The organism is Yersinia fenwicki, assembly GCF_043099325.1.
In the GTDB taxonomy this organism is placed as follows: domain Bacteria; phylum Pseudomonadota; class Gammaproteobacteria; order Enterobacterales; family Enterobacteriaceae; genus Yersinia.
Genome location: NZ_CP170755.1, coordinates 3,081,158 through 3,094,478, shown reverse-complemented (window position 1 = coordinate 3,094,478; position 13,321 = coordinate 3,081,158). Strand labels below are relative to the sequence as shown.

Genomic DNA, 13,321 nt, shown 5'->3' with positions numbered 1-13,321 from the left:
GATGGTGGGGGAGTTTAATATGGAAGTAAAATTAGAACACTACTTTTTAAGTGTTGAAAGCGCATTGTCTTTTGCATCTAAAGGATTTGATTTAAAAATTAATGTCTCAGAGAATGACATAAATAATAGATTTCAATACTATGATAGAAAAAATAGTAATGATGTGGTGAAGATGAAAAACTTCTTTTTATCTTTGGGGTTATCTTTGCAAGATGTTTTCTTTACAACATCTGAAGATTTACTTAATGAAGCAATGCCAATTATACTTATTACACCAGAAATGAAATGGATGGTATGTGTCGGCGGTGGGGAAGGCTTCAAATTAGTAAACGAACAGGGGGAAATATCTGAAGTTCAAATGACACCAGATGTTATAGCAACCATTTCAGCGTTTAGCTTACAGCCTTTGAAAAATGTTGTTGAAAGTATACGTGCAAAAAATATCTTAAAAAATGCACTGTCGGCTAATAAAATATTCTATAGTAAGTACTTTATCACATCGTTGTTTATGGCAGTGTTTGCTCTGACTATACCAGTATTCAGTAACCTTTATTATGATAAATTGGTTCCTAGTACATCTATTTCTTCTTTATTTGGTGTTGCTTTTATTGCTGCATTGTTCATTATATTCGAGTTTATGCTTCGAACATCGAAAGATATTTATCAGTCGATCACGTCAAGGAAAGACGATGTTGATATCGATGTGACTTTTTTAGAGGCTGTACTTTATAATAAAAAGAAAAGTAGTAGATCAATGTCTTCGGCTTTTGTCTTGTGGAATGAATTTCAGAAAGTTAAACCTGTGTTGATTAACTCAATATTTCAACGGATTGCGGATATACCTATACTCATTATTTTTATTGCTGTTATTTATATTAACTTAGGCGCGGCAGTCGTTATTCCTATCGTTATGTTTATTTTTGCTATCGCGATTTCTATCGGCAACCATTATTATACTCAGGGCTTGATGAACCAGCAAAAAGAAGGACAGAAAAATAGAAATGTCTTTATGACAGAAGTTTTTTACTCTATTAAAATGATCCATACATTAAATAATCAAAATCTTCTCCTTGATTGGGTTAATAGCTCTAATGATCAATCTTATCTTAATCTAAAATTAAGACAGGTAAGTGTGTTGTATCAATCTACTTTAGGTAGTATTTCATCCATAACACAGATCACACTAATGGTGGTCGCATTCTTCATGGTGATTAATGGTAGCATTACTACGGGTGCTATTATCTCTTCAGTTATTGTTTCAGGTAGATTGTCGGGTATTATTTCTAACTTCTCATCAACTATCATCTCAGTGCTTTCAGCCGAGAAAACAGCGAAAGATTTAGTCGCATTTTTTGAAGAGGAATCGAAAGAAGAAACGCAGGTACTTCAATCAATTAGCCATTGTGTAGGAAACATTTCTGTTATGGGCGTTAGCTGCCAATATGATACAAAATCTCCTGCAGTAATAAATAACTTATCTGTAGATATCCCCGCAGGTCAAAGAGTTGCTATTATTGGCGACTGTGGCGCAGGAAAGAGTACATTGTTATCTTTATTGTCTGGTTATATATCAGCTACTGAAGGCGCCATACTTTATGATGGATATAATGTAAATCATCTGTCGCAAAATTTCTTTTCGCAACAACTGAGCGTTGTCACTACACATGATACGTTGTTCACCGGTTCGGTAGAGAGTAACTTCGCACTAAAACCACAAAATGATCGAAACCGTATTGTAAAAGCGCTTAACGCGACAAACTGTGACTTTGTTTTACAGCATCCTATGGGGTTAAAATTCCCAGTCAGTTTTATGGCGAGAAATTTATCCTCTGGTCAACAGCAGCAACTTCTTATTGCGAGGAGTTTAAGTAGTAATGCTAACGTTTTTCTGTGGGATGAGCCAACTTCTAATATCTCTGAAAATGCAGAGAGGAAGATATTCGATAATCTAGACAATCTTATCACAGGGAAAACATTAATCATGGTGACTCATAAACGTTATTTGGTGAATTACTTTGACCGTGTGCTGGTCATCAAAAATGGTAAAATCATTCGTGATTGTTCACCGGATAAACTAGGTTAATAGACACTTTATTATAGTTATACAGCACTGACTTTTACTATTATAAGCCACCCTTGGTAAAAGGGGGGGGGCATTTCATGAAGGTCAGTATGGAAATTTAAAGAATAACTTTCTTGCTGCACTCACAGAAACGGATACTTTGGATTTTATATTGATAAAACATAGAACTTAACAGTAACATACTGTGCTTATTTCCCGATGAGTGAAGTTATGCGTGTTTTGCTGGCACCTATGGAAGGCGTTCTCGACTCATTAGTCCGAGAACTCCTTTCTGAAGTGAATGACTACGATTTATGTATCACTGAGTTTCTCCGTGTAGTTGATCAGCTATTGCCTGCAAAATCTTTCTATCGTTTATGCCCTGAACTTCATCAACAGAGCCGAACCTCTTCTGGTACTCAGGTGCGTATCCAATTGTTGGGCCAATATCCGCAATGGCTGGCAGAAAACGCCGCTCGTGCTGTTGAGTTGGGGTCTTACGGTGTGGATTTAAACTGCGGCTGTCCTTCAAAATTGGTTAACGGCAGTGGCGGTGGAGCCACTTTATTAAAAGATCCTGAGCTGATTTATCAGGGTGCCAAAGCGATGCGTGAAGCTGTGCCAGCCCATCTACCTGTAACGGTAAAGATTCGTTTAGGTTGGGATTCGGGTGATCGTCAGTTTGAAATTGCCGATGCGGTGCAACAAGCGGGCGCAACGGAATTAGCGGTACATGGCCGTACTAAGGAAGATGGTTATCAAGCGGAACGCATTAACTGGCAGGCAATAGGTGAAATTCGCCAGCGCCTGACGATACCCGTGATTGCTAATGGCGAAATTTGGGATTACCAGAGTGCGCAAGAGTGCATGAAAGTTACGGGTTGCGATGCGGTTATGTTAGGCCGTGGCGCACTGAATGTGCCAAATTTAAGCCGAGTGGTGAAGTATAACGAACCGCGTATGCCGTGGCCGGACGTGGTCAAACTGCTGCAAAAGTATGTGCAATTAGAGAAGCAGGGCGATACAGGACTTTATCATGTTGCCCGAATCAAACAGTGGCTGGGATATCTGCGCAAAGAATATACTGAAGCTACGGATTTATTCAGCGAAATCCGCGCATTAAAAACCTCAAAAGATATTGCATTAGCTATTCTGCGGGTTTGATTTTCTGCTGTTTTTTCATTACTTATATGAATATTAATCTTAAATATAACCTAAACAAGAATGATTGTTCTTTTGATCTCCTTTAAGTATCACGTCTATAGTGTGCGGGCATTTTAAATGCAGTATCTCGTTAGGCGAGGCTCCTATACAAACACAGGTTACTGATCTGACGACGTCCAGAGACGCCCAAGGTTAGGACAGGCTATATCGGATTAAGGTATAGCCCAAAGTAACTTCTGAGGAATCAGATACGTTGTATAGTGCTAAAACTTAGACACGGAGATAGCCATAGAGCACTCTCTAATCTGGTTACGCCCCTATTTGAGTACTGTTTAGTTGATGAATAACAGTAATAGGGTGATTTATGAGTTCACATTTCGACTTAGCATTGCAAAAGCAAGACCAATTTAATTCAGGCGAAGATAAAGGATCCACCTTAGGCGCTTATATGAGCGATGCCTATATTGCGGTATCGGCTGATATGTCAGTCGCTGAAGCTAAAGCCTATTTCTTGCAGAACATCTCCGATAATGAAATACCGACCCAGTTATTGGTGACCAATGGTCATCGGCATTTACTCGGATTACTTTCAGTTAAAAAATTATTGACGGAAGAGCAACAAGATCTAAAAATTTTCCAAATTATTAATCAGAGTTATTTCTCAGTATCGCCAGATCAGGATCGGCATGAGTCGGTAGGCCTGTTGTCAAAAAGCGGTTTAGATCTTGTTCCCGTATTAAGCCACGGTAAATTAATGGGGGTATTACGGGCTCAAGATATTGCTGAGCTGATCGAAGATGAAAATACTGAGGATGCTCAGCGGCAAGGAGCCAGCTTACCGCTGGATGAACCTTACTTAGAAACCAGCCCGATAACATTATGGCGTAAACGTGTTATTTGGTTATTACTGTTATTTGTAGCAGAAGCCTACACTGGCACAGTATTAAAAGCATTTGAGGAGCAACTAGAGGCTGCTATTGCGTTGGCATTCTTTATTCCATTATTAATTGGTACCGGGGGTAACAGTGGGACGCAAATTACCTCGACGTTAGTCCGCGCGATGGCGTTAGGCGAGGTCAGTTTACGTAATATTGGTGCAGTATTACGTAAAGAGGTTTCTACTTCGTTAATGGTGGCAACGACTATTGGTCTGGCTGCCTGGATTCGTGCCTGGTTTCTCGGGGTCGGAATGGAAGTCACAATTGTTGTAAGCTTGACAGTTGTCGCCATCACCGTATGGAGCGCGATTGTTTCTTCCATTATTCCGATGGTGTTAAAACGGTTATCGATAGACCCTGCTGTGGTATCAGCCCCCTTTATTGCGACTTTTATTGATGGAACTGGTCTGATTATTTACTTTGAAATAGCTCAGTTGGTCATGACAGAGTTGGCATAAAATTAATGAGGGAAAAGGCGCTTTAAGCGCCTTTATTGAGGTCAGCCAAAAGGCTATTTTTTCTTGCGACCAATAAATTTTGCTATACCTAATAGAAATACGGCCCCAACAAAAATCAGCAACGCATCTACCCAGAATGTCAGCGACGCCAGATTTTCATCATGAATATCCGCTAACCCAGCTGCGATTAGAAATACCCCAAAGAGAATACCAAAAATTGTTGTACCCATATAAACACCTGTAAATTAGGTTTATCTAAAAATTTCTGTTGGAATTATAGGATAATATTTAAGCTAGAATATGTTTTTTTTCATACTATTGACACTTTGTTAAGGCTACCTTGATTAATTAAAAGGCAGGCGATGAATTTGCTGAAATGGAATGAGTACCCCCGAATCCGATCAACTCTATGTTGTTGATTGTTTTGTGTACAAAAACTATCTTTCAATATAATAATTATTAAGGGTTAATCTTTACCTTCTTTAAAAAATGTTTATTGCTGAGCAGCGATTAGGCAGCTTTAATCTTTGTAACAATCATTCTTAGAATGTGTGGTGCGCACGGCATTACTGTAATTTATAATGCGCCGGATAAACCACAATGGCTCCAGACAACCTATTTAAGCTGACGAACATGCATGTGAAAATCCGTTTTGCACTATTAAGTTTCTTGCTTTTATCTACCAGTATTAGTGTTGTTCCGGCAGCGATAGCGAGTGGTGGAGCCAGTGAAGTGAAAGGTAAAGCACCTCTTGAGCTGGCCTCGGGGAGCTCCATGGTGGTTGATTTACAAACGAACAAAGTAATTTATGCTAACAATGCAGATGAAGTTGTTCCGATCGCATCCATCACCAAACTGATGACGGCAATGGTGGTATTAGATGCTAAATTACCGCTTGATGAGATTATTTCAGTCGATATCCATCAAACCAAAGAAATGAAAGGCGTATTTTCACGGGTTAGAGTGAACAGTGAAATTAGCCGCAAAGATATGTTGTTGCTGGCGCTTATGTCGTCGGAAAATCGCGCTGCAGCAAGCCTGGCTCATCACTATCCGGGCGGTTATAACGCCTTTATTAAGGCGATGAATGCAAAAGCTAAATCACTAGGAATGACTAAAACGCGCTATGTCGAACCCACCGGTCTCTCGATAAATAATGTTTCGACAGCGCGTGACCTCACTAAATTATTGGTAGCGACCAAGCAATATCCACTCATTGGTCAGTTAAGCACCACAACCGAGAAAATGGCAACATTCCGCGAGCCAAATTACACGTTGCCGTTCCGAAATACTAACCATTTAGTTTATAACGATAAATGGAATATCCAGCTAACTAAAACCGGCTTTACTAATCAGGCTGGGCACTGTTTGGCAATGCGTACCGTTATTGGTAATCGCCCTGTTGCACTGGTTGTTTTGGATGCTTTTGGTAAATATACCCACTTTGCAGATGCAAACCGTCTGCGCAGTTGGATGGAAACGGGTAAGGCCGCACCGATCCCCGGTGCTGCAAAAAGCTATCGCCAGCAAAAAGATGCTCAAGGCCGATTAGCTCAGGTATCCGAATAAATACCACAATTGATAATTGAAAGGCAGAGTTTGCGAGTGACTGGCAAATTCTGCCTAGAATATTGAGTTAATAGCTCCCATATTACTGATAAAACTAGAAAATTAGTTTAAATACGCCAGTAATGGTCAGTAAGCCTACAATAAAAATGATCGCAACAATCCACAGTATTATTTTCATTTGTTCTCCCAATCATCAAGATGAAAAAATAACGTTTACTAGTTATACCAACCTTAATTGGTATCAGACTATGACTATAGTTTGTCTGGCAGAATCGATCCGCTATATTGCTGCAATTCGGATAATGCTTAATTTTTTCTGATTCAAGCCATACTCATTATTGGTAGCATTATTTTGTCTGCCAATATTTAAGTTTCGAAGCTTTGCCAATCCCTGGGTTAAAGCTGTTGGTTGGGTCTATCTGCTGATAAAAAGCCTTTAATCCGGGCTTGGCGATATAGAGGTGCCCGACATTATGTTCGGCTGGATATTCAGCCCCTTTATCATTTAGAAGAGATAACATTTTTTGTTTTAAGACGTGCGTATCGACTCCTTTCTTCACAATATAATCTTGGTGAAAAACATGGCACAAAAAATGGCCATAGTAGAGTTTGGCAACCAGACATTGGTCTATTTCAGGTGGTAAAGTTTCAAACCACTGCTCTTCATTACGTGGTAGAGCAATATCCAGCGCTAGAATGTCTTCAACTTTATCGGCGTGGACTGCATGATAGCGAACGGCGGCCCCAGCCGCAGCAAAACGATGTAAAAAAGCTTTTTTACCTTCATCGGCAGTACAGGTAATAAAATTACCTTCTGCAGTAGCAAAAAACTCCTTTAAAAATTGCTGGGCTTCAGTAATACCTTGACCTGACATCTTTAACATCAAGTGATGCTCATATCTATTACGATAACTCTTAAGTCGCTTTGGCAAATGGTTGGGAAGTACTTGGCTAAAACCTTGCATGATCCGGTCAGTTAAGTGATCAACCAGAAACGGAACTTTACTCAGACGCGCATCAATTTTGCCCTTTAAGGTGAAGAAACGCGGCATATTATTGGTACCCATACTGTTGATCATGACAAATGTATCTTTACCATACACCTCTGCGATATCGAAAATGTCACGATGCATGTATTCACCAGCAATTGGCAAGTGCTTGAAATTGCGTAAAATAGCACGCCGCAGTTCTGTTAATACTTGCGTCTGGTTGGTGCCAATATAAAAAACTTGCTGCTGTTTTTCACTGGGGAATGTATCCAGGCGAACAGCAAACACAGCCAATTTACCCGCGCACCCGGACGCTTCAAATAGGCGTCTTGGGTCAGCATTAAAACGAGATGGGGTGGGGGCATCAATATCTCTCACTCGTGTAGCATATTCATGATCAGATGCTTGCTGTGTTCCTTGATCAATATCGCTGGCCCGATATTTGCCCCGCTCTAAACGCTGTAAAATCTCCTCTGGTGTATTGCCTAAATTAATTCCTAGATGATTAATTAATTGCAACTCACCTTGAGCATCGATCTGCGCAAATAGTGCCATTTCGGTGTAGGCAGGGCCTCTTTGAACCAAAGAGCCTCCTGAGTTATTACAAATACCCCCAATAACAGAAGCCCCAATACAGGAAGAACCAATGACTGAATGGGGTTCACGGTCATAAGGTTTTAAGCGTTTTTCCAGTTGATTCAAAGTACTACCGGGAAAGCCAATAACCTGCTTACCATCATTGAGTAACTGAATTTGATTGAGGCGTAATGTATTCAAAATAACAATAGGGCGGTCGTAATCATCACCACTAGGAGTTGAACCCTCGGTCAGTCCAGTATTCGCTGCTTGCATGATAACGATAGTGTCGGCTGCTACGCAGACCTGCAATAACTGCCATTGTTGCAACAATGTAGAAGGAAATACGACCGCGAGGGCAGAACCCGCGCCTGATCGAAAACCGGTACGATAACGTTCAGTTTGTCGTTCGCCAGTCAATAAGTAGCGCGCGCCAACAATATGCTGCAACTGAGTTAACAAGGTTTCAGTTTTTTTATCATTAGATTGTTTCATACAAGCATATCCCTATCATTGTATTAATTTTGTGAAACTTTCTACGTCACTAGCGATTATATTGTTATTTGTGCAGCTTGCGGCTTAGCATGGCGAGTATGGACGCTAATTTGATGACTATCACAATAATAATTTTTGACCATCAGACTATGAAGTATAGGATCTAATTTGATTATGGCACGGATTAATAAGGCATTTTATGAGTGAGCATTTTGTTGGTAAATATGAGGTTGAGTTGAAGTTCCAGGTATCGGATATCGCTCAATTGCATAAACAGTTAGTTATGTATAAAGCAATTGCATTTACCGTGGATAATCATGAAAAAGATATCTATCTGGAAGCAAATAGTGGTGATTTAGCGGCTAAGCAAATAAGTATGGTTTTACGAGAAATGAATCCATCGGGTATTCGTTTGTGGATAGTTAAAGGGCCGGGTAGCGAACGTTGCGAAGCGACTAATATTGAAGATATCGACAAAGTGCAGAGTATGTTGTCAACATTAGGTTATCAGCCAGCGTTTACATTGGAGAAACGACGTAGCATCTATTTTGTTGGAAAATTTCATGTCACGGTTGATAACCTGGCGAGATTGGGTGATTTTGCTGAAATAGCTATTATGACTGATGATGCCTCGTCGCTTGATAATCTCAAGGCTGAATGCCGAGATTTAGCTGATAGATTAGGATTATTGGCAGAACAACAAGAAAGTCGGTCATACCGACAGCTATTGGGTTTCTAGCGAGCACCTGAAGAACCCTTATAATGTAGTATTGGCCGTTTTCGCTGTCACGGCCAAATAGCCCTATTTTTTCATCAAAGACTTCAAATTAGCGAATGGATTATGGGTGGCAACCCCCTGATCGTTTTGTGCATCATCGCCAGCGATGACAGTCGAACCATAGAGGTCTGCTTCGGTATATTTGGAGTGTTCATGGTCATGGCAAAAAAGGCATAACATCTCCCAATTGCTGCCATCTTCGGGATTATTACTGTGATCATGGTCGATATGGTGAACTGTTAGCTCGCGCAGATTGGAATAAACGAATTCTCGTGAACATTTACCGCAAACCCACGGAAAAATCTTCAACGCTTTTTCTCTATACCCACTTTCCAAACGCGCGTAGTTCTTCGGTATAAATGCCATATCATCCTTCTATTCTACGAAAAAATAATGGTTCTATTTTAGCGTGAAAGCTGGCGGTAGACTATCTACTATTGGTTATTAATCTTTAGGTCATACTCTATCATTAGAGCCAGTTTCCATAGGAAGATATTGAATCAATTATAAAAATATCTGTCTAGATATTCATGTTGATATCGAGAGCTTTTGAGACTTTTGCTGATGATTTAAAGAGATAAGTCGTTTTACACTATTACTGAGTTTTGCAGTCACTTTTTACATTTTTCAGTACAGAGTTATTAGCATAAGATTATTCGTATCTCGCTAATAGATTTATTTTACGGCAGGCAATATAGCGTGTTTAGCCTGAAATCCTTTGCCGATATAGTTGAGGCGATATGAAAGAATCTGAGGTGCTGGCCGAAGTCAGTAATGACAACCAGACATTAGTAGCCGTGGTACAACAAGACCACCGGGTAGTGTATTTCTATATTTATCCGCAAGAGGCGTTTGAAGAGCGTTTCCCTGTTCGTGCATGTTGGGTGAGAAATTTGGTTGCAGCGCCAATATCGACTGATAATGCCGCTCTTGAACAAGGATTAGCTCCACGATTAGCTGCTGAGTTTTGCCGCAATGTGGCTGGTGAGGCTGAACTTGATGCGCAGTTTATTTCAATTATCTGGTCAGAAAGTGATGATGGTGCTGCATTATGGTATCAGGGGCAATTATTGGCGATTATTCCCGGTTGGAGTTTATATATTGATCACTCGGTTTGTTATTCTGCCAGTTGTATTAAAGACAACCCACTAACATTATCACTGGGTTCAGCTTCCACTAATACTCAATATGCTCGAGCCCAAAATACACGCCAATTTTGGCGAACCTGGCAGCAGGAAGAAGGGAACCCTTGGCCCGCGTTACAGGCTGAATACATTCAGTGTTATGAACAACATTTCGGCTCTGCGATGAAATATTATGCCATCGACCAAGGCAAGTGGCCGCCTATGGCTATTTCACAGCACGAAAAAGAGGGAATATATTATTTTCTGACATTGGGGGTTAGTATTCGTCCTCAACCATGGGTTGAAATATTATTCAATGACGATGCGACTCAATACCGGCGTTTCGAAATGGCTATAGCAATTGATAGCCAATTTGTTAATGAGGATAATGCTATTCATATGGCTAGCGCACTAGCTGGTTTTTCTCATGTACCTTGGGGCAAAATAACTTGGCTGGGGGAAGGGCATACCTTGGAGTCAGAAGTTGCTCCTCAAGGGTATGAAGGCTATATTTTATCATCAAAGCTTTATGACAATGCTGAGAGCCTAATATTGCCTCTTCAGCAAGATGATTCGGTTAATATATACTGGGCCAGTCCTGTTTTTGCCAGTGAAAGAGAGTTTGCTCATAGTGTACCGAATGGTGGGCATGATTTGTTGGAAAAGCTACAACAACAGGGAGTTAACCATGTTTTTTCACCGCGTGAACCTGTCATTTAATTTCACCTGGATATGGCGGATTTGATTTGCAGATTTTGCTATTCGGGTCTTAACTTAACAATGACGACAGCAGTTTGATGCTGTAATGTTTCATTTGTAATGAATGAAATAGGTAAATCTTCTATCAGTAATTTTTAATTTTATGGAGGTACTTGTGGGCATACTATCTTGGATTATTTTTGGTCTTATCGCCGGTATTTTGGCTAAGTGGATTATGCCAGGAGAGGATGGTGGTGGTTTTATTATGACTATAATCCTCGGCGTAGTGGGTGCGCTGGTTGGTGGCTATATCAGTACTTTCTTTGGGATGGGCAAGGTTGATGGGTTTAACTTTGGCAGCTTTGTGGTGGCAGTTATCGGCTCGCTGGTCGTGCTATTTGTCTACCGAAAGTTGAGAAGTTAGAGGCTATTTAAGTGCTTTTACAGTAATTTTAAATACTTATTAGCTGACGAAATCAGCATTAATTAAGAAATATAGACTGATCAAAATATAGGAAGGTGGCCAAATTCTGTCACCTTCCTCTCATAAAACTATCATCAATATGCAATAGAAATATTCGTTAATGGCTCATGACTACAGGCAATCTGAGAGACATGACATGGGCCAGGCGTTGCGTAAATTCACTGTTGCTGATTATCCAGCTGTGGTGTCAGAATCGCGTAAAAAGGTACTTGCTGTTAAAGGTTTAGTTAAGGCGTATAAGTCACAGCATCGAGTTCTGGATGATATTAATTTTGAGCTTCACGCGGGTGAGTTTGTCGCAATAATTGGTCGTTCTGGTGCCGGAAAATCGACATTATTGCATGTTTTAAATGGTACTATTCCCAGCAGTGCTGGTGAAATTATTAATTATCATGACAATGGTGAAACCCAAAATATCGCTGCACTGACAACCAAGCAGATGAGAAAGTGGCGAGCCAAATGTGGCATGATTTTTCAAGATTTCTGTTTGGTTCCGCGCCTTGATGTTATGACCAATGTTTTATTAGGCCGCCTCAGTTATACCTCCACCCTAAAATCATTTTTTAAAATTTTTGCAGACCAGGATCGCGCCAGGGCAATTGAGTTGTTGCACTGGCTTAATATGTTACCTCATGCTTTGCAACGTGCAGAAAATCTCTCGGGTGGGCAAATGCAGCGAGTGGCTATTTGCCGAGCCATGATGCAAAACCCTAAAATATTATTGGCTGATGAACCCGTTGCTTCTTTGGATCCCAAAAACACCACGCGCATTATGAATACATTACAGAAAATAAGTGAAGACGATATTGCAGTCGTCGTTAACTTACACTCTGTCGATTTAGTCAAAGAGTATTGTACAAGAGTCATTGGTATTGCTCATGGACGAATCATTTTTGACGGACATCCCTCTATGCTGAATGACACTATTATTCAGGATATATATAGCGATGAGTCAATCGAGCTTTTGCATTAATTCCCACTTATCCCTTTATCAGAATAGGTTATTTTAATGAAAAAAGTACTTTGTCTTACCTCATTATTGGCAAGCATGATGGTATTTAATGCCACTGCAGCGGATGCACCAAAAGAAATTAATCTGGGTATTCTGGGCGGGCAGAATGCGACACAGCAAATTGGCGATAATATGTGTGTCAAAGAATTCTTGGATAAAGAATTAAACGTTAAAACTAATTTGCATAACGCATCTGACTATTCGGGGGTGATTCAAGATTTACTGGGTGGGAAGATTGACTTGGTATTAAGTATGTCTCCCTCCTCTTTTGCCTCTGTTTATATTAAAGATCCTAAAGCCGTCGATATCGTGGGTATTGCTATTGATGATACTGACAAGTCGCGCGGTTATCACTCAGTTGTAGTCGTTAAAGCTGATAGCCCTTATCAGAAAATTGAAGATTTAAAGGGCAAAGCATTTGGTTTTGCTGATCCAGACTCAACTTCAGGCTTCTTGATCCCTAACCAAGTTTTTAAACATAAATTAGGCGGGACAGCAGATAATAAATATAATAATTTCTTCTCTAGCGTGACATTCTCTGGTGGCCATGAGCAGGATATTTTGGGTGTTATTAATGGTCAATTTGACGGCGCAGTAACATGGGCATCAATGATCGGCGACTACAATACCGGTTATACCAGTGGCGCATTTACTCGCATGATTAGAATGGATCACCCGGATTTAATGAAACAGATCCGTATCATCTGGGAATCTCCACTGATTCCTAATGGCCCGATTTTAGTGCGTGGCGCATTGCCACCTGAACTTAAAGCACAACTCGTAGCGGCGGTTAAAAAACTGGATAAAGAAAATCACGCCTGCTTTATCAAAGCAATGGGCGGCAAACAGCATATTGGTGAGACATCACTAAGTGAATATCAAACAATCATTGATATGAAGCGCGAATTAACCAAAGGCGACCGCTAAGTCGGCTCTGCGGATAAAAATAGTTTAGCTCTGGCTTGCCGGAGCT

12 protein-coding genes and 1 riboswitch are annotated in these 13,321 nt (G+C 40.4%); of the genes, 9 read left to right on the top strand and 3 right to left on the bottom strand.

The genetic code is table 11. From position 1 onward, the window contains the following. Positions 1 to 19 precede the first annotated feature (19 nt). The 3 genes from ACF3VQ_RS14160 (at position 20) to ACF3VQ_RS14150 (ending at position 4,622) form a co-directional block, all read left to right on the top strand. Positions 20 to 2,083, top strand: coding sequence for an ATP-binding cassette domain-containing protein (locus ACF3VQ_RS14160; RefSeq protein ID WP_392431736.1), 2,064 nt, complete (start codon positions 20 to 22; stop codon positions 2,081 to 2,083). A gap of 210 nt (positions 2,084 to 2,293) precedes the next feature. Continuing rightward, positions 2,294 to 3,226, top strand: coding sequence for a tRNA dihydrouridine(16) synthase DusC (gene dusC, locus ACF3VQ_RS14155; protein ID WP_392435594.1), 933 nt, complete (start codon positions 2,294 to 2,296; stop codon positions 3,224 to 3,226). A gap of 119 nt (positions 3,227 to 3,345) precedes the next feature. After that, positions 3,346 to 3,515: riboswitch (M-box (ykoK) riboswitch) on the top strand. Between the two features lie 75 nt (positions 3,516 to 3,590). Continuing rightward, entirely contained in the window at positions 3,591 to 4,622 is a 1,032-nt protein-coding gene (locus ACF3VQ_RS14150) for a magnesium transporter (protein ID WP_392431734.1), read from the top strand. Positions 4,623 to 4,675: 53 nt separating this feature from the next. On the opposite strand, the gene ACF3VQ_RS14145 is transcribed toward ACF3VQ_RS14150, so the two are convergent. Continuing rightward, positions 4,676 to 4,852: a hypothetical protein gene (locus ACF3VQ_RS14145; protein WP_004391528.1), complete on the bottom strand. Its 177-nt coding sequence runs from the start codon at positions 4,850 to 4,852 to the stop codon at positions 4,676 to 4,678. Between the two features lie 403 nt (positions 4,853 to 5,255). Between ACF3VQ_RS14145 and pbpG the strand changes: the two genes are divergently transcribed. Further along, positions 5,256 to 6,191, top strand: coding sequence for a D-alanyl-D-alanine endopeptidase (pbpG, locus tag ACF3VQ_RS14140; RefSeq protein WP_392431732.1), 936 nt, complete (start codon positions 5,256 to 5,258; stop codon positions 6,189 to 6,191). Between the two features lie 347 nt (positions 6,192 to 6,538). Here pbpG and dld read toward each other — a convergent pair whose 3' ends face one another. Next, positions 6,539 to 8,251: a D-lactate dehydrogenase gene (dld, locus tag ACF3VQ_RS14135; protein WP_392431730.1), complete on the bottom strand. Its 1,713-nt coding sequence runs from the start codon at positions 8,249 to 8,251 to the stop codon at positions 6,539 to 6,541. A gap of 199 nt (positions 8,252 to 8,450) precedes the next feature. Here dld and cyaB point away from each other — a divergent pair, with 199 nt between their 5' ends. Beyond that, positions 8,451 to 8,990, top strand: a complete 540-nt coding sequence (cyaB, locus tag ACF3VQ_RS14130; RefSeq protein WP_392431728.1) for a class IV adenylate cyclase — start codon at positions 8,451 to 8,453, stop codon at positions 8,988 to 8,990. A 63-nt stretch (positions 8,991 to 9,053) separates the two neighbouring features. Here cyaB and yajD read toward each other — a convergent pair whose 3' ends face one another. Continuing rightward, positions 9,054 to 9,395, bottom strand: coding sequence for an HNH nuclease YajD (yajD, locus tag ACF3VQ_RS14125; protein WP_392431726.1), 342 nt, complete (start codon positions 9,393 to 9,395; stop codon positions 9,054 to 9,056). Positions 9,396 to 9,769: 374 nt separating this feature from the next. On the opposite strand from yajD, the gene ACF3VQ_RS14120 reads away from it, so the two are divergent. From ACF3VQ_RS14120 to phnD, 4 genes are all read left to right on the top strand, one after another. Continuing rightward, complete coding sequence (locus ACF3VQ_RS14120) at positions 9,770 to 10,873, top strand: suppressor of fused domain protein (RefSeq protein ID WP_392431724.1); 1,104 nt, start codon at positions 9,770 to 9,772, stop codon at positions 10,871 to 10,873. A 154-nt stretch (positions 10,874 to 11,027) separates the two neighbouring features. Then, entirely contained in the window at positions 11,028 to 11,276 is a 249-nt protein-coding gene (locus ACF3VQ_RS14115; RefSeq protein WP_005158887.1) for a GlsB/YeaQ/YmgE family stress response membrane protein, read from the top strand. A gap of 196 nt (positions 11,277 to 11,472) precedes the next feature. Beyond that, positions 11,473 to 12,309, top strand: coding sequence for a phosphonate ABC transporter ATP-binding protein (gene phnC, locus ACF3VQ_RS14110; RefSeq protein WP_392431721.1), 837 nt, complete (start codon positions 11,473 to 11,475; stop codon positions 12,307 to 12,309). Positions 12,310 to 12,345: 36 nt separating this feature from the next. Further along, entirely contained in the window at positions 12,346 to 13,275 is a 930-nt protein-coding gene (gene phnD / locus ACF3VQ_RS14105) for a phosphonate ABC transporter substrate-binding protein (RefSeq protein ID WP_392431719.1), read from the top strand. Positions 13,276 to 13,321: the final 46 nt, after the last annotated feature.